At 62.2% G+C, this 21,912-nt stretch carries 22 protein-coding genes; 13 read left to right on the top strand and 9 right to left on the bottom strand.

The window, feature by feature from the left end:
- Positions 1-308 precede the first annotated feature (308 nt).
- Complete coding sequence (locus DFK10_RS11410; RefSeq protein WP_109389161.1) at positions 309-1,295, bottom strand: helix-turn-helix transcriptional regulator; 987 nt, start codon at positions 1,293-1,295, stop codon at positions 309-311.
- A gap of 261 nt (positions 1,296-1,556) precedes the next feature.
- On the opposite strand from DFK10_RS11410, the gene DFK10_RS11405 reads away from it, so the two are divergent.
- Entirely contained in the window at positions 1,557-2,165 is a 609-nt protein-coding gene (locus DFK10_RS11405; protein ID WP_109389160.1) for a hypothetical protein, read from the top strand.
- 5 nt (positions 2,166-2,170) lie between these two features.
- Here the strand turns inward: DFK10_RS11405 and DFK10_RS11400 are convergent, their stop codons facing one another.
- From DFK10_RS11400 to DFK10_RS11385, 4 genes are all read right to left on the bottom strand, one after another.
- On the bottom strand, positions 2,171-3,430 hold the full coding sequence (locus DFK10_RS11400) for a tyrosine-type recombinase/integrase (RefSeq protein WP_109389159.1): 1,260 nt from the start codon (positions 3,428-3,430) through the stop codon (positions 2,171-2,173).
- A 388-nt stretch (positions 3,431-3,818) separates the two neighbouring features.
- Positions 3,819-4,397, bottom strand: a complete 579-nt coding sequence (locus tag DFK10_RS11395; protein WP_109389158.1) for a PIN domain-containing protein — start codon at positions 4,395-4,397, stop codon at positions 3,819-3,821.
- Between the two features lie 3 nt (positions 4,398-4,400).
- Positions 4,401-4,847 carry a helix-turn-helix domain-containing protein gene (locus DFK10_RS16615; RefSeq protein ID WP_109389157.1) on the bottom strand — a complete coding sequence of 149 codons (447 nt, stop codon included), beginning with the start codon at positions 4,845-4,847 and terminating at the stop codon, positions 4,401-4,403.
- A gap of 837 nt (positions 4,848-5,684) precedes the next feature.
- Complete coding sequence (locus DFK10_RS11385) at positions 5,685-6,524, bottom strand: alpha/beta hydrolase (RefSeq protein WP_109389156.1); 840 nt, start codon at positions 6,522-6,524, stop codon at positions 5,685-5,687.
- A gap of 149 nt (positions 6,525-6,673) precedes the next feature.
- Here DFK10_RS11385 and kynU point away from each other — a divergent pair, with 149 nt between their 5' ends.
- Complete coding sequence (gene kynU, locus DFK10_RS11380; RefSeq protein WP_109389155.1) at positions 6,674-7,867, top strand: kynureninase; 1,194 nt, start codon at positions 6,674-6,676, stop codon at positions 7,865-7,867.
- A 54-nt stretch (positions 7,868-7,921) separates the two neighbouring features.
- Here the strand turns inward: kynU and DFK10_RS11375 are convergent, their stop codons facing one another.
- Positions 7,922-8,941: a Fe(3+) ABC transporter substrate-binding protein gene (locus tag DFK10_RS11375; RefSeq protein WP_109389154.1), complete on the bottom strand. Its 1,020-nt coding sequence runs from the start codon at positions 8,939-8,941 to the stop codon at positions 7,922-7,924.
- A gap of 162 nt (positions 8,942-9,103) precedes the next feature.
- Entirely contained in the window at positions 9,104-10,741 is a 1,638-nt protein-coding gene (locus tag DFK10_RS11370) for an ABC transporter permease (protein ID WP_109389153.1), read from the bottom strand.
- Between the two features lie 174 nt (positions 10,742-10,915).
- On the opposite strand from DFK10_RS11370, the gene DFK10_RS11365 reads away from it, so the two are divergent.
- From DFK10_RS11365 to DFK10_RS11320, 10 genes are all read left to right on the top strand, one after another.
- Complete coding sequence (locus tag DFK10_RS11365) at positions 10,916-11,836, top strand: ABC transporter ATP-binding protein (RefSeq protein WP_109389152.1); 921 nt, start codon at positions 10,916-10,918, stop codon at positions 11,834-11,836.
- Positions 11,833-12,594 (top strand): ABC transporter permease, encoded by a 762-nt coding sequence (locus tag DFK10_RS11360; protein ID WP_109389151.1) that lies wholly within the window; start codon positions 11,833-11,835, stop codon positions 12,592-12,594. Before DFK10_RS11365 ends, DFK10_RS11360 begins: the two co-directional genes overlap by 4 nt.
- 69 nt (positions 12,595-12,663) lie before the next feature.
- Positions 12,664-13,461: a S49 family peptidase gene (locus DFK10_RS11355; protein WP_109389150.1), complete on the top strand. Its 798-nt coding sequence runs from the start codon at positions 12,664-12,666 to the stop codon at positions 13,459-13,461.
- Entirely contained in the window at positions 13,442-13,639 is a 198-nt protein-coding gene (locus DFK10_RS11350; protein ID WP_109389149.1) for a hypothetical protein, read from the top strand. Before DFK10_RS11355 ends, DFK10_RS11350 begins: the two co-directional genes overlap by 20 nt.
- Positions 13,639-14,595, top strand: a complete 957-nt coding sequence (locus tag DFK10_RS11345) for a calcium/sodium antiporter (protein WP_109389148.1) — start codon at positions 13,639-13,641, stop codon at positions 14,593-14,595. The genes DFK10_RS11350 and DFK10_RS11345 overlap by 1 nt, the downstream gene beginning before the upstream one ends.
- Entirely contained in the window at positions 14,592-15,371 is a 780-nt protein-coding gene (locus tag DFK10_RS11340) for an SDR family oxidoreductase (protein ID WP_109389147.1), read from the top strand. Before DFK10_RS11345 ends, DFK10_RS11340 begins: the two co-directional genes overlap by 4 nt.
- Before the next feature lie 285 nt (positions 15,372-15,656).
- A complete protein-coding gene (gene uvrC, locus DFK10_RS11335; RefSeq protein ID WP_109389146.1) occupies positions 15,657-17,522 on the top strand; it encodes an excinuclease ABC subunit UvrC in 1,866 nt (621 codons plus the stop codon).
- Between the two features lie 150 nt (positions 17,523-17,672).
- On the top strand, positions 17,673-18,332 hold the full coding sequence (gene pgsA, locus DFK10_RS11330) for a CDP-diacylglycerol--glycerol-3-phosphate 3-phosphatidyltransferase (RefSeq protein WP_109389145.1): 660 nt from the start codon (positions 17,673-17,675) through the stop codon (positions 18,330-18,332).
- A gap of 2 nt (positions 18,333-18,334) precedes the next feature.
- Positions 18,335-18,580 carry a molybdopterin converting factor subunit 1 gene (moaD, locus tag DFK10_RS11325; protein WP_109389144.1) on the top strand — a complete coding sequence of 82 codons (246 nt, stop codon included), beginning with the start codon at positions 18,335-18,337 and terminating at the stop codon, positions 18,578-18,580.
- Positions 18,581-18,584: 4 nt separating this feature from the next.
- Positions 18,585-19,025, top strand: a complete 441-nt coding sequence (locus tag DFK10_RS11320; RefSeq protein ID WP_109389143.1) for a molybdenum cofactor biosynthesis protein MoaE — start codon at positions 18,585-18,587, stop codon at positions 19,023-19,025.
- Here DFK10_RS11320 and DFK10_RS11315 read toward each other — a convergent pair whose 3' ends face one another.
- Positions 19,026-20,354: an ABC1 kinase family protein gene (locus DFK10_RS11315; RefSeq protein ID WP_109389142.1), complete on the bottom strand. Its 1,329-nt coding sequence runs from the start codon at positions 20,352-20,354 to the stop codon at positions 19,026-19,028.
- Positions 20,355-20,420: 66 nt separating this feature from the next.
- Complete coding sequence (locus DFK10_RS11310; protein WP_109389141.1) at positions 20,421-20,978, bottom strand: DNA-3-methyladenine glycosylase I; 558 nt, start codon at positions 20,976-20,978, stop codon at positions 20,421-20,423.
- 101 nt (positions 20,979-21,079) lie between these two features.
- Between DFK10_RS11310 and DFK10_RS11305 the strand changes: the two genes are divergently transcribed.
- On the top strand, positions 21,080-21,886 hold the full coding sequence (locus DFK10_RS11305) for an EAL domain-containing protein (RefSeq protein WP_109389140.1): 807 nt from the start codon (positions 21,080-21,082) through the stop codon (positions 21,884-21,886).
- The last annotated feature ends 26 nt before the right edge of the window (positions 21,887-21,912 follow it).

Genomic DNA, 21,912 nt, shown 5'->3' with positions numbered 1-21,912 from the left:
ATTCCCGACAACAAGGGCGCAGGGCGTGCCGGGGGCGGAAGGTTCTGATCAGGCATTGATGTCTCCATTGCAAAGCTGGCACTCATCGCCAGCAGAGGCAGAGAAACATCGCGAACCGACCGGCCCCTAGGCAGTGACCGGCGGTCATAAGGCGGCCTGAGTTCCGGCCAACAAAATATGGGATTTGGCGTGTTACGCGTTCCCAACCCAGAAACCGGCGGTCATAACGACAGCGACCCCGGATTTGAATTCCGGCCCGTTGCGGGAATCATTTGAGCCGAGCAACGCTAAGATTTGCAACGCTTCGTCTACGGAAAGGAGGGAAAGTCGCCGCGCCGGTACTCGGCAACAACCTTTGCAAGCCCGGCAGGTTCCAGCACGGTGACGCCATCGCCCCATTTGTAGAGATGCCAAGCCATTTCCAACCAGCCGCTCGCGCAGAAGCGAACGATCATCCCACCATCGTCAGTGTCCTCGACGCTCTGGTCTGGGTGGAACTCGAACTCGCGCGCAACTTTCGCGGCTTCCGGGCTGAACCGCCACGCGACAGGCCCATACTCCTCCTCGCTATAGTAGGACCCAAACCCCTTTGCTGCGTGGGCCTGCAGATCAACCTCCGGGTCCTTTTGAAAAGACTGATAGGTAACGGCGATGGAAGTGATGCGATCAAGGCGGAAGCTCCGCAGCCGGTCATCCTTGTCCGGATCGCGGGCAATGAGATACTCGCGGATCCCAAACAACAGGCCGTAGGGGTCGAGGGTGCGATCCGTGGGGACCTTATCCTCCTTGCCTTGATAGCTGACCGAAAGCTGCATGCTGGTTTCCAGAGCTTCCTCGATCGCAGCCAGAACATCAGGGTGCAGGCGCGCACAAGGGCCCGGGCGAAATGCATGGCCGCGCGCCTCCAGCACGGCCTTGGCATCGCGCTTGATGACCCGGGCTTCCATCGGTGTCATGCTGGCCAGCATGCGATCGCGGATGGATTCAAGGTGGTGGACCTCTAGGGGCGATCCATGTTGGCGCGCGCGCTGGATGGCCGTTTCCATCGAGGCCAGCTCTTTCTCCCGGATGCCTTGATATCTTATTAAAGGCTCATCGTGCAGCTTCCACCATCGGGTCCGGTCTGGATCCTTGCGTTTTTCCACCGCTGGGAAAGCCTCCTCAAACAGATGAATGAGGCGTTGGGCAGTCCGGGTGCGGAGTTTCAGAAGCTGCTGGATATCGTTCAGGTTGATGCCATTTTCCCTTGCGAGGGCGGCTTCTGCCACGCGTAAGACGTCAAGAACCTTTCTCATGGATCAAATATTTTCCCCTCAACGTCAGGACTTGACGTTGAGCCTAGTGCATTCCTGATCTTCAGAACAATAATCGCGGACCCGAAGCCTCAGCGATTCTCCTGAAGGGAAGTTGCAGGTCGTCACGTGCTGCGCGTGAGGGATCGGGTTCAGCTCCGGCGCTGATGGTTTCTGCCGAAATGTCGTCCTGCTTTTCGGTGGTTGATATCATTATGGCCGTGACGGGCGGGGCGCTCGATCGGCTGATGAAAGGAGCACTAGATGTCCCTACCACCTCGATCAATTTACTCGCTCAACGAGGTTGCCGCGCGTTGGGGGTGTTGCCCGAGCGATATTGTAGGCTGGGCACTGACAGGCCATTTGCCGATGATGACGGCAGTTGGCCGCATCGTTTGTGGTGCCGAGCCCGTCGCTGGCCTCATCCAAGTCAACGCTGCTGACATCATGGCGATGTTCCGGCGTTATGCACGGAGCGAAAAATCATGCACCGTGCGGCACGTTCTGCCCGACGGAAGTAATATCTGGCGGTATGTCACGCACCCGAAACAAGGGCTGCGGCTCGGCCGAGCGGACCTGCTGCTCAAGGCGGATGACGTGCTGGCTTTTGAGGAGGAATGCGATCTGCTTCGGCGAAAAGGTGGCCGCAAGGGCGGTGCCGGGGGCAGCGAGCCGCGCTACGATTGGGACGGCATGTTCGTGGAGATGGTGCGCATCATCAACGAACAGGGTATCCCGCAAAAGCAGGCGGATTTCGTGTCCCTGATCATCGAGTGGTTTCATGAAGAGTCCGAAACTGGTGAGATCCCCGATGAAAGCACCATTCGGAAACGGGTTGCCGCGGTCTGGCGTCGTCTCGCCGAGCTGGCGTGATGGTGTTACCCAGAAGCACGATTGGTCTTCGTATTGTGCACAAGGACGGGGCGCGGCCGAAAGGCTTCGGCTACCGCATCGACGCCGGCGCGAAGGGGCGAGTCCATGAAATGGGCGTAGCGCTGTGTGGTCGACATTTGTGTGTGGCCCAGGAGGCGGCCCACCATCTCGAGTGAGGCGCCGCTGCTTACCAAGAGTGATGCGAATGTGTGGCGCAGGTCGTGGATACGGACATCGGAAATGTCCGCTTCGCGCTGCATGTTGCGCCAAAACCTGCGAATTTCTTTCACGGGCTGGCCCGGCGTGTCGCCGGGAAAAAGCCATGGACATCCCTTGGGCACGACCAATTTGCGTTGTCGCACGATCGTGGCCACGTCATCAGAAATCGGGATGCGATGAACTTTACGCTGCTTGGTCGTGTCAGCGGGTTTGGCCCAGCTGCCATAGTCAAGATTGAAATGCTCAAACCGAGCCGTGCGGACCTCACCAACGCGCGCGCCGGTCAGCATGCACATGCGGATGATCCCTGCCGCGCGCTGATCCTCAGCGTGGTCCAGTGCGGTGGCGAGCCGCGCCAACTCCTCATGGCTCAAGAAGCGTTCGCGGCTGTTTTCGATGCGCATGCGGAATCCCGCTGCCGGATTGTCGTTGCGCCATTCCCAGCTGATGGCAAGGTTGAACATCTTCCGCAGAAGCTGTCCGACCCGGTTGGCCCGTATCGGTGTCGGCTTCCAGCCCTGCAGCTTGCGGGCGCGGTTGTTTGGTTTGAGCTTTGAGGGCCGTGGCCGCCCTTCGGCGACCTTGTTCAGAAACCGCTCCACATCTCGCTTGGTGATCTCGGTTACCAGTCGGTTGCCCCATTCGGGTTCGACCATCTTGCGCAACATGGAAATCTGGTCCGATGCATTCCGAGGCGCCAGCCGGGGCAGGTGCTCTTCAATATAGCGGTCGATCATGTCGCTGACCTTCGGGGCCTCGCGCTCGGTCTCACGAACAGAGAGCGGATCAACACCCTCGTCGATCTGTCGCCGGATCTCTTTGGCGCGTTCGCGCGCAGCCGTGGTGGTCCATTCCGGCCAAGCACCCAGCTTGTAGCGTCGCTGCCGACCGTTGATGCGGTAATCCAGCGTGAACGCCTTATTGCCGGACTTGTAGACGCGGATAGCGAAGCCGCTGATCTCGCGGTCGAAAACCTGATAGTCACGACCCTCGACAGGTTGCAGGCCGCGCACTTCTTTTTCATTCAGTTTCAATCGGTTGCGCATGAGTTCCAGCCTCCTTCTAACCGTGACATGAGGCGTAGATCCGCGCTCGAATCAAGTTAGAGCACGTCAGTGCCGCCGGAATTTAGGAAGAACTCGGAACTCATAAGCGCGGGATGAATTCCGGAAGCTTGAGAGTGGCTGCGGGCGGCGCGCTCGGGTGTGACACTTGCTGACGTTTTCAGCGTCCGGCTGCTGCACCACCGACCTAGTGGGCGGAGAGCTGACTTTCCGACATGCCCTGTTCGAACGGTAGCTATGCGGAGGAAATTTCAGGAGAAGGCCAGCACAGCGCTCGCTGTCGCATTCACGGCGACGCCACATCCATTGCGGCGCTCACTTCTCGGGCATATGCAATGTCTAGAAAGTAAGCAGGCATGGAGATGCTTCCCTAAAGGAACTCGATGTGCTCGCGCACCTTCGCTGCGAGGCGAGGCATCCCTGCACGGGTGAGGTCCAAAAGGAACTCCGATACATCCATCGGAGGTCTTTCTAGTCTGGTTCTGAGAGTACGCAGTGCGCCGGTGGCTTCCATCGGGAACAGCTCGAATGCATCCGCCAGAAATTCGTCCGGATCCACGGTGATAATGTCGAACTCCTCAAGCACATCCTCGGGAAAGTCCGTGTGGTTCTTCGTGACGATCACCTGAGCTGAGGACTTGATGCCCGCCGCCAGAACATGACGGTCGTCCGGGTCTGGTAGATCCAAGCTAGCGATCAAGGGCTTGTAGCCGGTAACGAAACACTCCTCGAACTTTGTAGTAATGAGCTCCAACTGCCCCTTAACGCTCTCCTCAGTATCCGGCATGTCCTTGATCACATTGCGCGACCATTCGTCCATGATCTCATCAGTGAAACGCGCCCTAAAGATGCCTTGAATGGCAAATGTAAGCAGAACGTCCCGCATCCGGTACGGATACAGGACGCAGGCGTCGAGAATTGCGACGAATGGGTTCGCGATGTGGCCCAACGATTACTTTCCTTTTGCTTTCGCCTCCTGTCCCATCTGAACGAGCTGCGCCATCGCGTCATGCTGCGCTTGGCTTCGCCGTTCGCGATAGTCCATTAGGTCGGTCGTCTTGATGCGCCGGTGTGAGCCGACAGTTTCGCATTCGATTTCGCCCCGCTTGATCAGCTTGATCAGGAAAGGGCGAGATACGTTCAGCATGTCTGCGGCTTGCTGGGTCGTAAGCATTGCTCCGGTCGGCACAAGGGTGACCATCTCGCCGTTGCTGATGTGGCCCAACAGCTCAATGAGCTGACGTCCAATCGTAGGCGCGATGCTGATAGGGCTGCCATCCTGTCCGTTGATGACGATGCCGTCATCAATATCCATCGCAGTTGCAAGTGCGGTCGCGGCTTCAGCCGCGTTCTGAATTTCTTCCTTTGTTGGCAACCTCTTCTCAAGTGTTTGTTGCATGGAGGCTCTCCGCCTTTCTAAAATCTAGGTTCTACAGTCGTTCGATTGCGGTCGGTACACGCATTGTCTGCGCTTCTCTTGTGGTTCCTATGTATCACTTGAAACATTCGAAGCAAGCGAAACGATCGAAACAAATGAAATAGGCGTAACAACTGTCGCGCATGTACATTGTGAACACGCCAAGGCGACATGTTAGATTGTCGGGACTAAGCGAGATGCAATTTGCACTTGGCACAAGCTCCTTCCTATGACCAGTCACTGCCGACGGAATTTAATGAAACCAGGAACAACTCATAAGTACGGAATGAATTCCGGAAATCGGGTTGGCGGGTCAGCCGGGGCGCCACACATGCCTCATTAGGCCCAGGCGCGCTATGGGTTTCAGGTGAGCCTCCCCGCATTGTGGTCCGCCACACGATACTCTGCGCTTCGTGCTCAGGAATTTGATGGAAACGGGCTAGATCGTCGCCAAAATGGCCGGTTCAGGGAACCGTAAGCAGCCCATCTTGCGATTATAATCGCGCTGGTTTACGTCAACACCACGTCAACCACTCAACGTCTTTTTGCCTACATCTCAAAGCGTCTTAACGCACCCAATGTCGGTCCAAGTCGGTGAGCAGTGTGAATGAAAACATAGGCTTATAGACTAAGTCGCTGGTTTAAAATAATAAAGCAAAATCAAGTAGTTACGACTCATAATCTGAAGGTCGTAGGTTCAAATCCTACCCCCGCAACCAATCCCTTGTTTCAAAGCCTCCGCCGGTCCTGCCGCGGAGGTTTTTCGTTTTCGGGGGCGCGACACCTTTCGGGTTCAATGCCCATCCAAGCATCACGGCTTCACGAGTCTGCGTCCTCCTTTAACAGGGCGTGCGTCATCGGGTGGTCGGGGTCGGCCAGCCCTTCGATCACGTCGAAATGGTGGCGCTCCGGTTCGACCACCAACGGCGCCCGCCATGCCTCGGCCAGCAGGGCGGATTGGCGCAGGAATTCGGGTCGTTCCCGAGCGCCGACCCACGCGGTGATGGGCAGGCCGGGGCGTGCGCGGTTGAGGGCAGGACTTTCCGCGATGGCCTCCTCAGGGTCCAATCGCAGGTCTTCATTCATGGAATGCAATTGCAGAGGTCGCAAATCGTGAACCCCGCTGATTGACAGGACGCTGCTGATGCGGTCGGCAACCGGGTCTGGCAGAGGGGCATCCTCGCACACCATCCGTGTGGCCAGGTGTCCCCCCGCCGAATGGCCGGCCACGGCGATGGGGCCATCGGTCAGATCCGCTGCATGGGCTATCGCGCATCCGACTTGCGCCGTGATTTCTGAGATCCGCGCATCGGGGGCCAGGGTGTAGCTGGGCATGGCCACGGCCCAGCCACGGGCCAGCGGCCCGGCCGCCAGGTGCGACCAAGTTGACTTGTCAAACGCCTTCCAGAAGCCACCGTGAATGAAGATTGCGAGCCCGCGCGGGGCTCCGTCCGGCAGGAAGAGATCCAAAATGTCACGACGGCCCGTGCCATAGGGGAGATCGACCTGCGCGCGTGCATTTTTCCGGAAGCCTGCGGCCCGCTTCTTCCAGCGCGCGGGATACGCGTCGCCACCGGGAATATGGACGCCATTGGCAAAGGCGTCTTCCCAGTCGATGCCACTGAGATCGGAGCCCGAAAGGGCGGCTGGGTCGGTCATCGGTCTGTCGGCCTCGACTCGGTTGACTTCTGGGTTGCTTTCGTTCGAATTGCCGAAGCTTACGCATGACGATCCCTGGCGCAATATCCGTATCGTCTGCTTTGGCAGGGCCCGGCCCTGCACCGCCGACTACAAGAGGAGAGCTGGACATGGGCGCGTCGCTGCCAAGAAAAGAGCTGTTCGATATTCCCGAGGGCGTCACCTATCTCGATGGGAATTCGCTGGGTGTATTGCCCAAAGGGGCCGCCGCCCGTGTGACCGACACAATCGAACGGGAATGGGGACAGGAGCTTATCCGAGCCTGGAACAGCGCGGGCTGGATGGACCTGCCCCGTGTGGTGGGTGACCGGATCGCCGGGCTAATCGGCGCGCCGGAGGGGTCGGTCGCCACGGGTGATACGCTGTCGATCAAGGTCTACCAGGCGCTTGATGCGGCCTTGAAGATGCGGCCTGACCGCCGTGTGATCCTGTCTGACAATGGCAATTTCCCTTCCGATCTCTACATGGCGCAGGGGCTGATCGGCACAATCGGAAAGGGGCACGAACTGCGGACCCCCGCACCGGAGGACGTGGCCGGTGCCATCACCGAAGAGGTCGCCGTGGTCATGCTGACCCATGTCGATTATCGCACGGGCCGGATGCACGACATGGCCGCCATTACCGAGGCCGCGCACGCGGCGGGTGCTGTCATGATCTGGGATCTCGCCCATTCGGCCGGGGCAACGGCCCTCGATATCGCCGGTTCGGGGGCCGAGTTTGCCGTCGGCTGTTCCTACAAATACCTAAATGGCGGGCCCGGCGCGCCGGCCTTCATCTACGCGCGGCCGGACATCGTACAGGACATCGACCCGGCGCTTTCAGGCTGGCTGGGCCATGACGCGCCATTCGCGATGGAGCTGGGATACCGCCCGGCGATGTCCACCGAACGCCTGCGCGTGGGCACACCGCCGATCCTGCAACTGGCGGTTCTGCAAGAGGCGCTGAAGGTCTGGGACGGGGTCGATATGGGCGACCTGCGGGCGGCCTCCATGCGGCTGGGTGATCTCTTCATCGCCGAGGTCGAGGCGCGCTGCCCCGCCCTGACCCTCGCCTCACCCCGCGACGCGGCGCAGCGCGGCAGCCAGGTCTCTTTTGCCTTCGAACACGGCTATGCGGCCATGCAGGCGCTGATCGACCGGGGCGTGATCGGCGATTTCCGGGCGCCGGACATCATGCGCTTCGGGTTCACGCCGCATTATATCGATGAAGGGGACGTGGTTGCGGCCGCGAAGGTCTTGCAAGAGGTGCTGGACACCGACGCGTGGCGCGACGCGAAATACCAGACCAAGTCGCGTGTGACCTGAACCTTTGTCAGAACCCGCCATGACCAAGGGGCCATGGCGGGATGTTGGCGGGGGTTATTCCCAGCCGGCTTCGTTCAGCAGCATCTGGGCCGCCGGGATGTTGTCGGCGATGACCGACGCATCCAGATCATCGGGCTTGAAGAACCCGAGCGCGGCGACCGAGGGGCTCAGACCGACACCCGGCACGGCCGGATATTCGTCATTGCCCGCCGAGAAGTATTCCTGTGCCTGGTCGGAGGCCAGGTATTCGAGGAAACGCACCGCGTTGTCACGGTTCGGCGCATGGGCCGCCACGCCGCCGCCCGACAGGTTCATATGAGCGCCGATGCTGTCCTGGTTGGGGAAGACCCAGCCGATCATGTCGAGGCTGTCGGACAGGCCGTCCACGTCCTTGCGGATCGCGCGGGCGAAGTAATAGGTGTTGGACATGGCGATGTCGCACTCACCCGACACGATGCCACGCAGCTGGTCGGTGTCGCCGCCCTGCGGATCACGGGCGAAATTACCGACAACGGCCTCGGCCCACTCTTTCGTGGCCTCTTCGCCCAGATGCGCGATCAGGGCGCCGGTGATGGTCTGGGTATAGACATTCGAGGAGGACCGGATGCAGACCTGCCCCTCGTATTCGGGTTTGGCCAAATCCTGGTAGGTCATCGGCGGGTTTTCGACATCGTTCTTGTCATAGAACAGGATTCGCGCGCGCTGCGAGAAGCCGAACCACTGGTTGTCGGCGTCCTGCAGATAGGCCGGCACGCGGGCTTCGAGGACATCCGAGTCGATCGACTGGAACAGGCCCGCATCCTTGGCGCGTTCGAGGCGCGAGGTGTCGACGGTCAGGAACACGTCGGCGGGGCTGTTCTCGCCTTCGGCACTCATCCGGGCGATCAGCTCGTCGGCGTTGCCTTCGATGCGGTTGATCGTGATGCCGGTCAGTTCGGTGAAGTCGGAATAGAGGCGTTCGTCGGTGTCGTAGTGGCGCGACGAATAGAGGTTGAGCTCACCCTCGGCAAAGGCCGGAACCGCCATCGTGGCGGCCAGGGCGGTCGTCAGCAAGCGGCTGCGAATCGAGGTCATTGGGATCTCCTTGGTTAAACCTAGTGTTTTTATCGGATAAAGGATCATGCGGCTGTGTCAAGAATGACCGACAAAAATTATCGGTAATTATTCAGGACCGAAGGAACCGGCCCGCCCCGATCGCCGGGGACGGCTGCTTTTCCTGCAATTCGAAGACCCGCCCTAGACGGTGATTGCGCTGCCGCTGCGGCGCTCGGCGATCTGAGCGCATAGCAAGAAGACGGGCAGCAAACCCAGGCCGGCAATGATCAGGCTGGGCACCGCCGCCCCCGTCAACCGCTCGTCCGAGGCCAGCCGGAAGGCCTGCACGGCCAGGGTGTCGTGGTTGAAGGGCCGCAGGATCAGTGTGGCGGGCAGCTCCTTGACGGTGTCCACGAAGACGATGAGCAGGGCGGTGAGAAGGCTGGGCCGAAGGATCGGCAGGTGGACCGCCCGGACGGTGCCCATGGAGCTGCGCCCGAGCACCCGTGCGGCGGCGTCGACATTGGGCGTCACCGTGGCCAGCCCGCTATCATAGGCGCCGATCGCCGCGGCCAGGAAACGGATCATGTAGGCTGCGATCATCAGCCAGATCGACCCGGTGATCAGCAGGCCGGTGGAAATGCCGAACCAGGCTTCCATCCGGGCGTCCAGCCAGTTGTCGAACCCCGCGAAGGGCACCAGCAGCCCCACCGCGATCACCCCGCCCGGCACGGCATAGCCCAGCCGACTGACATAGAGCGAAAGGGTGGAGACCCGATTCGGCCGCATCCGCCGGAATGTGCCGATGAAGACTGCGGCCGAAACCGTGACGATGGCGGCAATACCGGCCAGTTTCACCGTGTTCTGCAGGAAATCCAGGTAACGCGGACTGAAGATGTTCTGTTCGGACCGCAGCCCCATCACGAACAGCGCGATTGTGGGCACGATCACGCCCAGCAACACCGGCGCACCGCAGACCAGCTGCGCGCCAAGCGCCTTGCGCCCCGTCAGCCGGGTCCGGCTGAAGGGTTCCTGCCGCCCGCGCAATGCGTAGGACGCCGCGCCGCGATTGTTCTGTTCCAGCACGGCAAGCAGCAGGGCAAAGGCCAGCAGCCCGATGGCCAACTGCGCCGCCGCTGCGCGGTCGGCCATGGAGAACCAGCTTGTGTAGATGCCCGTGGCGAAGGTCTGGACGCCGAAATGCGCGACGGTGCCAAAATCGGCGATGGTTTCCATGATCACCAGCAAGGCCCCGGCGGCGATGGCCGGGCGCGCCATGGGCAAGGAGACACGGAAGAAGGCCTGCATCGGAGAAGACCCCAGCGAGCGCGCGGCGAAATAGGGCCCCGTCGCCTGCAGCCGGAAGGCCGCCCGCGCCAGCAGGTAGACATAGGGATAAAGCACCAGCGTCAGCATCGCCGCCGCCCCGCCGACCGACCGGATCTCGGGGAACCAGTAGTCGCGCGGGCCCCATCCCGTCACGTTGCGCAGCGTCGTCTGAACAATGCCGGGATGGTCCAGGATGTGGGTATAGGCATAAGCCAGAACGTAGGCCGGAAAGGCCAGCGGCACGACCAACGCGATTTCCAGCAGGCGGCGGCCTCGGAACTCCGTCGTGACGACCAGCCACGCCGTGACCGCACCGATGACGATGCTGCCCGTGCCGACCAGCGTAACCAGGACCAGCGTGGTCCAAGTGTAGCGCCACAGCACTGTGTCCGCCAGGTGCCGCAGCGTGTCCAGGCTGCCCAGCATGGCCGCGGCCAAGACCCCGATGATGGGCAGCAAGCAGATCGCAACCACCAGAAGCGCCACGCCCGATATGAAATGTCTGTCCATCGGTGCCGTTCTTTTCCTGCCCGGTATTGCCCTTTCCAGATTTCGCGTATCTAGCGCGGATGTGGGACGGTTTACAGGCTTCATTTCCGCGCGGGGCGGTGCGTCTGTGCAGGGTCCCCTCTCGCTTTTCCTTTGGCAGAGGGCGGGCTAATGTCTCCGCCAAAGGGAGCAGAGATGACAGATATCGTCCAGGTCAAGGATTTGACCAAGCGCTATGACAACGGCTTCGAGGCCCTGTCCGGCGTCAACCTGAACATCCGCGAGGGTGAGATCATCGCCCTGCTGGGCCCGAACGGGGCCGGCAAGACGACCCTGATTTCAACCATCTGCGGGATCACGCAGGCCAGCGCGGGCAGTGTGACCGTCGGCGGGCACGACATCGTCGAGGACTACCGCCGGGCCCGGTCCATGATCGGGCTGGTGCCGCAGGAAACCCATGTCGAGTCCTTCGAGAAGGTCGTCAGGACCGTCCAGTTCTCGCGCGGGCTGTTCGGTAAGCGGCGGGACGATGCCCTTGTCGAGAAGGTGCTGCGCAGCCTGTCGCTGTGGGAGAAGAAGGACAGCAAGCTGATGCAGCTTTCGGGCGGCATGAAGCGGCGTGTCCTGATCGCCAAGGCGCTGGCCCACGAGCCGCGCGTGTTGTTTCTGGACGAGCCAACCGCGGGCGTCGATGTCGAGCTGCGCAAGGACATGTGGGAGGTCGTGCGCGGCCTGAAGGAGCAGGGTGTGACGATCATCCTGACGACCCACTATATCGAAGAAGCCGAGGCCATGGCCGACCGGATCGGCATCATCAACAAGGGTCAGATTTCCCTGGTCGAGGAAAAAGACGCACTGATGCGCCGCCTTGGACAGAAAACGCTGCAGATCGAACTGGCGGAGGCGGTGGAAGCCGTGCCCGAGGCCTTGTCGCACTTGCCGCTCACCGCCGAGGGCGGGCGGCTTGTCTATTCCTATGACAGTCAGTCGGATCACACGGGCATCACCGGCCTGCTCAATGAAATCCGCGATGCGGGGCTTCAGATGACCGACCTGCAGACCCGGCAAAGCTCGCTGGAAGAAATCTTCGTCAGCCTCGTGAAGGAGGACGCATGAACCTCTATGCCATCAAGGCCATCTACATATTCGAGATGAGCCGCTTTTTCCGGACGCTCTGGCAATCCATCGTCTCGCCCGTTGTGTCGACCTCGCTTTACTTCGTGGTCTTCGGCGCCGCCATCGGCAGCCGCATAGACCAGGTCGAGGGCGTCAGCTACGGCGCCTTCATCGTGCCGGGGCTGATCATGCTCTCGGTGATGACGCAGGCCACCACAAATGCCAGTTTCGGAATCTACTTCCCGAAATTCATCGGCACGATCTACGAACACCTCTCGGCCCCGGTCAGTTTCCTTGAAATCACATTGGGCTACGTGGGCGCCGCGGCGACAAAGGCGCTGTTCATAGGGTCGGTGATCCTGCTCACGGCCTATCTTTTCGTGGATATCCGGATTCAGCATCCGCTTGCGATGGTGGCCTTCCTTATCCTGACGTGCACCAGTTTCGCCTTGCTGGGCTTCATCATTGGCATCTGGGCCGGAAATTTCGAGCAATTGCAGTTGATCCCGCTTCTCGTCATCACGCCGCTGGTCTTCCTGGGCGGGTCATTCTACTCGATCTCGATGCTGCCGCCGGTCTGGCAGACCATCACCCTGTTCAACCCGGTGGTCTACCTGATCTCGGGCTTCCGGTGGGCGTTCTTCGGGACCGCCGACGTGCCGGTCGGGCTGAGCCTTCTGGCTATCGCGGGCTTTACCGCGATCTGCCTCGCGACCATCGCCTGGATCTTCAAGACGGGCTGGCGGCTGCGGGATTAGGGTGACGAGGCGGGATTTGCGGTCAATGCTGCCTTGTTCCCATCCCTGTCGCGGCCTACATGTGAGCGCATGAAACGCTGGATCCCGTTCCTGAAGTCCGAGCCTGTCGTCTCCGTGGTGCGCCTTCAGGGCGCCATTGGCGCGGGCGGGGCGCGCGGCCTGTCTGATCGTGCCATGGCTGACGCCATCGAGAAGGCGTTCAGCCGGGGCAAGCCCGCCGCCGTCGCGCTCGAAATCAACTCGCCCGGCGGCTCGGCGGTGCAGTCGTCCCTGATCGCGGCGCGGATCATGCGCCTGTCGCGGGAAAAGGACATTCCCGTGTTCAGCTTCGTCGAGGATATCGCTGCGTCTGGGGGCTATTGGCTGGCCACGGCGGGCGAGCAAATCTATGTCGACCGAGGGTCGATCGTCGGTTCGATCGGCGTGATTGCGGCAACGTTCGGCGTGCAGGAAGCGATGGGCAAGATCGGCATCGAGCGCCGCATCCATACCGCAGGCAAATCCAAGAGTTTCCTTGACCCCTTCCAGCCCGAGAAGCCGGCCGATGTCAAACGGCTGCGCGGCATGCTCGATGAGCTGCACAGCTACTTCAAGGATCATGTGACCGAACGCCGGGCCGGCAAGCTGGCCGATGACAAGGACTTGTTCACCGGCGAGGTCTGGGTCGGCGAAAGGGCCATCGAGGTCGGCCTGGCCGACCAGTTGGGCCAGATGGTGCCGGTGATGAAGGACCGGTTCGGCGACAAGGTCCGCTTTCGCCGCTATGGGCAGAAGCGCGGGCTCTTCCAGCGGTTCGGCACCCAGGTCGTCGATGATGCCGTTGCCGGCCTAGAGGAGCGGGCGGCCTTTGCCCGTTTCGGCCTCTGACGTGATTTCCAAGATCGTCCTTCTGTTTCTCGTCTTCATCGGCGTGCTGGGCATGTTTGGCAAGCTGCGTGCCCCCAGGATCGTGCGCCGGGCGCAAGACAGGCTGTCCAGCGCCAAGTGTCCGCGCTGCGGCAAATACACGTTCGGCAAATCCTGTGACTGCAAGGGGCGCGGCTGATGCTGATGGACTGGATCTATACGGGGCTTGGGCTGTTGATCCTGCTGTTGGCTGGTGACAGCCTGGTCAAGGGCGCGGTCAACATGTCGCTGCGCATCGGTATCCCGGCCCTGATCGTTTCGCTGACCATCGTCGCCTTCGGCACCTCGGCGCCTGAACTGCTGATTTCCGTCCAGGCGATCTGGGACGATGTGCCCGGTCTGGCGCTGGGCAATGTCGTCGGGTCGAATACCGCCAACGTCCTGCTGGTGCTGGGGGTGCCTGCGCTGCTTGCGGTGATGCATACCGGAGAATGCGAGACGCGGCACAGCTACCTGCAGATGATCGCGGCCAGTTTCCTGTTCATCGCGCTGGCCTTCCGCGGGCAGTTCGATTGGATTTCCGGGCTTGTGCTTCTCGCGGCGCTCGCGGCGATGCTGATCCATGCCGCCCGTGCTGCAAATGCCCACCGCAAGGCCGGCCAGGCCGCCGGACTGGACGAGATCGAAGATCTGGAAGGCGCCGATCCAGAACTGCCCTGGCCCAAGATATTCCTGTTCCTGGCGCTGGGCCTTGTCGGTCTGCCCCTGGGGGCGAGCCTGCTGGTGGACGGCGCCAGCAACATCGCCCGTGATTTCGGGGTTTCCGAGACCGCCATCGGCCTGACGCTTGTCGCCATCGGGACATCCCTTCCGGAACTGGCGACGACGGTCATGGCCGCATTGCGGCGTCAGGCAGACGTCGCCTTGGGTAATGTCATCGGGTCGAACATGTTCAACCTGCTGGGCATCATCGGCGTGGCGTCGCTCGTGGGCGAGATCCCGGTGACATCGGAAATCCTGCGGTTCGACCTGTGGGTCATGCTGGCGTCGTCCCTGATCCTGATCCCATTCGTCTTCCTGCGCATGAATATCAACAGGGTCTGGGGCGTGGCTCTGTCCGTGCTTTACGTGGCTTATGTTTGGGTGGTTCTATGACGGGTGTTGCTTTGGTCACCGGTGGTGGCAAGCGGCTGGGAGCCGCCATGGCGCTCTATCTCGGGCGGCGAGGATACGATGTCGCGGTGCATTACAATGGCAGCGCCGAGGGCGCAGACGATGTCGTCGGTCAGGTCCGGGCGATGGGGCGCAAGGCCGTGGCGCTGCAGGCCGATCTTCTGACCGAGGCCGAAACCCAAGCCTTGTTGCCGCGTGCGGCCGAGGCCCTTGGCCAGGTCACCTGCCTGGTGAACAACGCTTCGATCTTCGAATACGACCAGATCGACACGATCACCCGCGACAGTTGGGATCGGCATCTGGAGTCCAACCTACGCGCGCCGGTGGTTCTGACACAGGCCTTGGCCGCTCAGGCACCGGCCGCGGCCACGGATGCCAAGGGCGAGCCGCAGGCCCAGGCGCTGGTGGTCAACATGGTTGATCAGCGTGTGCGCAAGCTGACCCCGGCTTTCATGAGCTACACGATCGCGAAAATGGGTCTTTGGGCTTTCACGCAGACAGCGGCACAGGCGCTGGCGCCTGCCGTTCGGGTCAACGCCATCGGACCCGGCCCGACAATGCAGGGTGCGCGCCAGAGCGAGGAGCACTTCGCGCGGCAAAGGGCGGCCACCACGCTGGAGCGTGGATCGAACCCCGAGGACATTACCGCAGCGCTGGGATACTTCCTGGATGCGCCCGCCGTGACCGGTCAGTTGCTCTGCGTCGATGGCGGCCAGCACCTTGCCTGGCAGACGCCGGACATCCTTGGGCTGGAGTAACCCTGGGGCCAGTTGTGCACTGGCCCCGCTGGCGGGGTCGGGCGATTAACATTTTCGTAACAATCTCAGGGGCTTGTGGATTGCGCAAAAAAATTCCAAGTGTTTTCAGCCACTTGATTGCGTGCCCAAAAAATGGGCATCATCACGAAACCGTCACAAAACAAGGGAAAATCCGGATGCCCAAAAGCTTGCCCACCGGGTTGTCCACAGGTTTCGTGGGTATGTTCGCCCTTGATCCCGCGTCGGTCCCATTGCAGCGAACGCGGGGAATCATAGTCTAGGACCATGAGCGACGCTGAAAGCCAGACAAAGACCGGTCCAGAGGTCATCCAATCCTATCTCAGGACGCTGGACGCCAGCCCCGGCGTCTACCGGATGCTCGATGCCCAGAACCGGGTTCTCTACGTCGGCAAGGCGCGAAATCTCAAGGCGCGGGTCAGCAATTATGCCCGCCCCACCGGGCATAGCCCGCGCATCGCGCGGATGATCGGCGAAACCGCCTCAATGATGTTCCTGACCACGGCGACCGAGACCGAGGCGCTGTTGCTGGAGCAGAACCTGATCAAGCAGCTCAAGCCTAAATTCAATGTGCTGCTGCGCGACGACAAATCCTTTCCTAATATCCTTGTCGCCAAAGACCATGACTTTCCCCGCATAGACAAGCATCGCGGCGCAAAGAAGGCCAAGGGCGCCTATTACGGCCCCTTTGCCAGTGCAGGGGCGGTCAATCGCACGCTGAACACGCTGCAAAAGGCGTTCCTTCTGCGCACCTGTTCGGACAGCGATTACGAAACCCGCACGCGACCCTGCCTGCTGTATCAGATCAAGCGGTGCAGCGCGCCCTGCGTCGGCAAGATCAGCCGTGAGGACTATGCCGGGTTGGTGAGGGATGCCGAACGGTTCCTGCGGGGCAAGTCCACCGAGATGCAGGCGGCGCTGGCCCGCCAGATGGAGGAGGCCGCCGAAGCCATGGAATTCGAGCGCGCCGCGGCCCTGCGCGACCGGATCCGGGCGCTGAGCTCCGTGCAGACCGCACAGGGCATCAACCCGCAGGGCGTGGCCGAGGCCGACATCATCGCCCTGCATAGCGAAGGCGGACAGGCCTGCGTGCAGGTCTTTTTCATCCGGGCCAACCAGAATTGGGGCAACCGCGATTACTACCCCCGCGTCAGCGGTGACGAGGACCCGGCCGAAGTCATGCAGGCCTTCATCGGTCAGTTCTATGACCAGCGGGAGCCGCCCCGGCAATTGCTGCTGTCCCATGGGGTGGATGACGTGGACCTTGTCGGCGCTGCCCTTGCCGAGAAAGCCGGCCGCAAGGTCGAGATCATCGTGCCCCAGCGCGGCGAGAAGGCCGAGCTTGTCGGCGGGGCCATGCGCAATGCCCGCGAAAGCCTGGCGCGCAAGATGTCCGAGACGGCGACGCAGGGAAAGCTGTTGAAGGGACTGGCCGAGGCCTTTGACCTGCCCGAGGTGCCTCGACGGATCGAGGTCTATGACAACAGCCACATCCAGGGCTCGAATGCGGTTGGGGCGATGATCGTTGCCGGCCCCGAAGGTTTTGAAAAGGGCCAGTATCGCAAGTTCAACATCAAGGGTGAGGACCTGACCCCGGGCGACGATTTCGGGATGATGAAAGAGGTTCTGACCCGGCGTTTCAAACGGCTGCTCAAGGAAGACCCCGAGAGGAAATCGGGCGCCTGGCCGGGACTCCTGCTGATCGACGGCGGCGCAGGGCAGGTGAGCGCCGTGCGCCAGATCATGGAAGAGCTGGGCGTGGACGATGTGCCCATGATCGGCGTGGCCAAGGGGGTTGATCGCAACCATGGCAAGGAAGAGTTCCACCGGACGGGCGAACCCGTGATGGCGCTGCGCCATAATGACCCGGTGCTCTACTTCGTCCAGCGCCTGCGCGACGAGGCGCATCGGTTCGCCATAGGGACCCACCGCGCCAAGCGCGCCAAGGCGATCGGGGCCACGCCGCTCGATGATATTCCCGGCGTCGGAGCCGCGCGCAAACGGGCGCTATTGGCGCATTTCGGGTCCGCCAAGGCGGTGAGCCGTGCTGCGCTTGCGGATCTGAAGGCTGTGGACGGGATCTCCGAGGCCATGGCAGAGACGATCCACGGACATTTTCACGAGAAAGGCTGACCTGGTGGGGTGCCTTCGGCACGCAGGATGTCTCGTCGTCGCTGTGCGCCTCCTCGGGAATGGGGGCCAGCCCCCAAACCCCCGCGGTATTTTCGACCCAAAGAAGCAGGGGGTGTGGCGCGGGAACGGGAATGGCGCTAGGAAACGCGTATGAAGTGGACCCTGCCCAATATCCTGACGGTTTTGCGTCTTCTGGCCGCGCCAGGTGTTGCGATTCTGTTCCTCTATTTCAACCGCCCCTGGGCGGATTGGATCGCGCTTGCCTTGTTCGCGGGCGCGGCGGTGACCGACTGGATCGACGGTTACCTGGCCCGCGCCTGGAGCCAGGAATCGAAGTTCGGTGCCATGCTGGACCCGATCGCCGACAAGGCGATGGTGGTGATCGCGCTGTTGGTGATCTGCGGATTTTCCGGGATGAACCCGTGGATTCTGCTTCCGGCCACGCTGATCATGTTCCGTGAGACTTTTGTCAGTGGGCTGCGGGAATTCCTGGGCGATACCGCCGGGACCCTGAAAGTGACGCGCCTGGCCAAGTGGAAGACGGCCGCGCAGATGACCGCGATTGCCGTGTTGTTTTCCACGGGCGCATTCGAGCATTATTACATCATGCAGACCTGGGGCATGAGTGAAGACGTGGTAAGAGATGTCTTCGCCGGCACCATCCCCGACGAGCTGGGCATCGTCTGGAAATATCGCGGGATGCAGATTAGCTGGTGGATCGGGATCGTGCTGCTCTGGGCGGCGATGATCCTGACGCTTTTGACGGGCTGGGATTATCTCCGAAAATCCCTGCCGCATCTGAGGGGGTAGCCATGCAGGTTCTCTATTTCGCCTGGGTGCGCGAGCGTATCGGACGTCCGCGCGAAGAGGTGCAGAGCGATGCCGCCACGGTGGCCGAGCTGGTCGAGGAGTTGCGCGGACGCGAGGAGCGCTATGCCGCCGCCTTTGCCGACCTGTCGGCGCTGCGCGTGGCGCTGGACCAGGAATTGTCCGAGTTCACGGATTCGCTGGACGGTGTGCGCGAGGTTGCCTTTTTCCCGCCCATGACCGGGGGCTGAGGGCATGTCGATCCGGGTGCAATCCGACAGGTTCGATCCCGGTGCCGAGCTGAACGCGTTCAGCGCGGGAGTCGCGGGCGCCGGGGCTGTTGTCAGCTTTTCGGGGCTGGTGCGCGATGTGGATGGCGGCCTTCAGACCATGGAGATCGAGCATTACCCGGGCATGACCGAAAAGGCGCTGGCCAAGATCCGCGACGAGGCCATGGCCCGCTGGGCACTGGCCGACGTGCTGGTCATCCACCGCTACGGGGCGATGACGCCGGGAGAGGTGATCATGATGGTCGCCACCGCATCGCGCCATCGCAAGGATGCCTTCGAGGCGGCGGATTTCCTGATGGATTACCTGAAATCCCGCGCGCCCTTCTGGAAGAAGGAACGCAGCGGCTCCGGGGCCGATTGGGTCGCCGCGCGCGATGAGGACGAGGATGCGCTGAAGCGCTGGTGATCAGGGCAGATGGCGCTCCAGCAGGGTGTGCAGCGGAACGCGCGCGCCAAGCCGCGCGGCCAGCAGGTAGAGCCCGCCGATCTTGCGTTGCACGAACAGGACGTCGGCCGGTGGCGGGGCAGGGGCGAGGCCCTCTTGTGCCAGGGCCATGCCTTCGGCCTGCAGGGTGTGGGCAAGGCCCTGATCGGAGAAATCGTAGACCGGGTGGCACGCTAGATCGCCGAAGGCGGTTTCCATCATGGCGATGACGCGTGCACGGTGATCCGGTCGCAGCGAGTCGTCCAGAAGGCCCAGCCTTGTAGCCGCCATCACCATCTCTTCGCGCCGGCCGGCCATGCCCGCCCGGATCAGCGCCCCGTAGGCCGGGGCCACCCAGGGGGCCAGCGACCGGGTCGCGCCGAAATCGAGCAGGGCGATCTGGCCTGTTTTGTCGTCGTGGCGGTAGTTGGCGAAATTCGGGTCGGTCTGAACCAGGCCGAACTCGAAAATCTCGCGCAGCAGAAGGTCGAAAAGGGCTTCGGCGACTTGATCCCGGATGGGCTGCGGGGCCTCGCAAAGCGCCTCGATGGGGGCGCCAGTGACGAAGTCCATGGCCAGGACGGTTTGCGTTGTCAGGTCGGCCAATGGGCGCGGCAGGGCGAAGCGCGGATCGTCCGCAAGCAGGTCTGCAAAGTGGGTCATGTGCGCGGCCTCGGCGGCATAGTCCGTCTCCGCGTGCAGCTGCGCGCGGGCCTCTGCCAGCAAGGGGGCAAGGTCCAATCCCCGGGGGACCAGCCCGGACAGGCGCATCAGGCTGCCGACATTGGCGACATCGCTGTCGATGCTGCGGGCGATGCCGGGGTATTGCACCTTGACGGCGATGGTGCGCCCGTCGCGCAGGCCGGCCTTGTGGACCTGCCCGATGGAGGCGGCGGCGATGGGGCGCACGTCGAATTGCGCAAAGCGGTGCAGCCAGTTCGGCCCCCAGGCGGCGTTCAGCACGGATTTCAGCTGTTTCGGGGGCATGAAATCGGCCCCGTCGCGCAACCGGGACATGATCTCGGCCAGGTCCGGGGGCAGGATGGCGCCCGCGTCCATGGACACCAATTGCCCCACCTTCATGGCCGCACCGCGCATCCGGGCCAGTTCAGTGGTGATCCGGTGCAGGTTGGCGGGGGTCAGCAAAAGATCGCGCCGGTCGGGGCGTTCGCCGCGGCCGAGCCCGGCCAGCCCGTCGCGCGCCATCCGGCCGGCCAGCCCGATCGCCAGCCCGCCCAGTCGCGCGCTGCGTCCCAATCGGCGGCTGGGCACAGGCAGTCCGCCGGTGCGGCCTGGGTGTGGTTTGGGCATGACCCGACTCCTGTCTTGGTGGCCACTGTCAGGTAGCGGGCGGGAAGAGCCGGGCAAGCGACCCGTCTAGGCCAGGGCCGCGCAGGGGGCGTGGAGTGGGCAGGTTGTCAGGTGGTCATTGACCAGCCCGCAGGCCTGCATCCAGGCATAGACGATGGTTGGGCCACAGAACTTGAAGCCGGCTTTCTTCAGGTCCCGGGACATGCGCGCGGACAGGGGCGTGAAAGCGGGCACCTCGGCCAGCGTGGCCCAGCGGTTCTGAATCGGCTTGCCGCCGACATAGCCCCAGCAGAATGCCGAGAAATCCTCGATCTCAAGGTAGGCGCGGGCATTGGTGATCGTGGCCTCGATCTTGCCGCGATGGCGGATGATGCCCGGATTCTGCAACAGGCGCGCGACCTGTGGTTCACCCCATCCGGCGATGGTTTCGGGGTCGAAACCGTCGAAGGCCGCCCGGAACCCTTCGCGCTTTTTCAGGATGGTGATCCAGCTCAGCCCCGCCTGGAACCCGTCGAGGATCAGCTTTTCCCAAAGCGCGCGGCTGTCATATTCCGGCACACCCCATTCGGTGTCGTGATAATCCAGGTAGATCTGATCCGGTCCGGCCCAGCCGCATCGTTCCATTCCGGCCCTCCTTTACCGGGACAATTCAACTCAAACCGCAAAGCTTTACCAGCCCTTAATCGGGTATCTGGCAAACCTGAGGGACTGGAACGGAGTGGCCGATGCCCGCCTTTGATCTTTCCCGGTCGGCGCTGGACGAACAGGTGCCCAAGGATCCGCTGGATTACGCGGTGAGCGTGCGTGACAAGGATGTCATGAGCATGGTGCGCGACGCCTTGGCACAGGATCATTGCGCCCTGGCGTTTCAACCGGTCGTACTGGCCGGGCAGGGGGGCGATACGGCCTTCTACGAGGGATTGATCCGCGTGCTGGATGAAACCGGGCGGGTCATTCCGGCGGCCCAATTCATGGGCCAGGTCGAGGATGATACGATTGGCCGCGACATTGATTGCGCCTCGCTGGCACTGGGCTTCGACCGCCTGCGCGAGCTGCCCGGTCTGCGCTTGGCGGTGAACGTTTCGGCCCGGTCCCTGGGCGATGGAACATGGCGTCGTGTTCTGGAACGCAACCTTCACGACGATCCCGATCTTGGCCATCGCCTGATCCTCGAAATTTCCGAGGATAGCGCCATGCAGCTGCCAGAGGTGGTCATCCGCTTCATGGAAGAGATGCAGCCGCGCGGCGTGGCCTTCGGGTTGGATGATTTCGGTGCCGGGCTGACGGCCTTTCGCTATCTCAAGGATTTCTTCTTCGACCTGGTCAAGGTGGATAGCTGCTTCGTCAGGGGTATTGACCAGGACCCGGACAACCAGGTGATCGCCGAGGCGCTGATCACCGTTGCGCACCAGTTCGAGATGTTTGCCGTGGCCGAGGGGGTGGAATCCCCGGCTGAGGCCGCGAAGTTGGCACAGTTCGGTGTCGATTGCCTGCAAGGCTACCTCTACGGCGTGCCGCGGCTTCGAATCTGAGTGGACCAACCGCCGTTCGCGCAATA

The sequence above is a fragment of the Salibaculum griseiflavum genome (genome assembly GCF_003129565.1).
Lineage (GTDB): Bacteria > Pseudomonadota > Alphaproteobacteria > Rhodobacterales > Rhodobacteraceae > Salibaculum > Salibaculum griseiflavum.
This window is presented reverse-complemented; position numbering and strand designations above follow the sequence as displayed.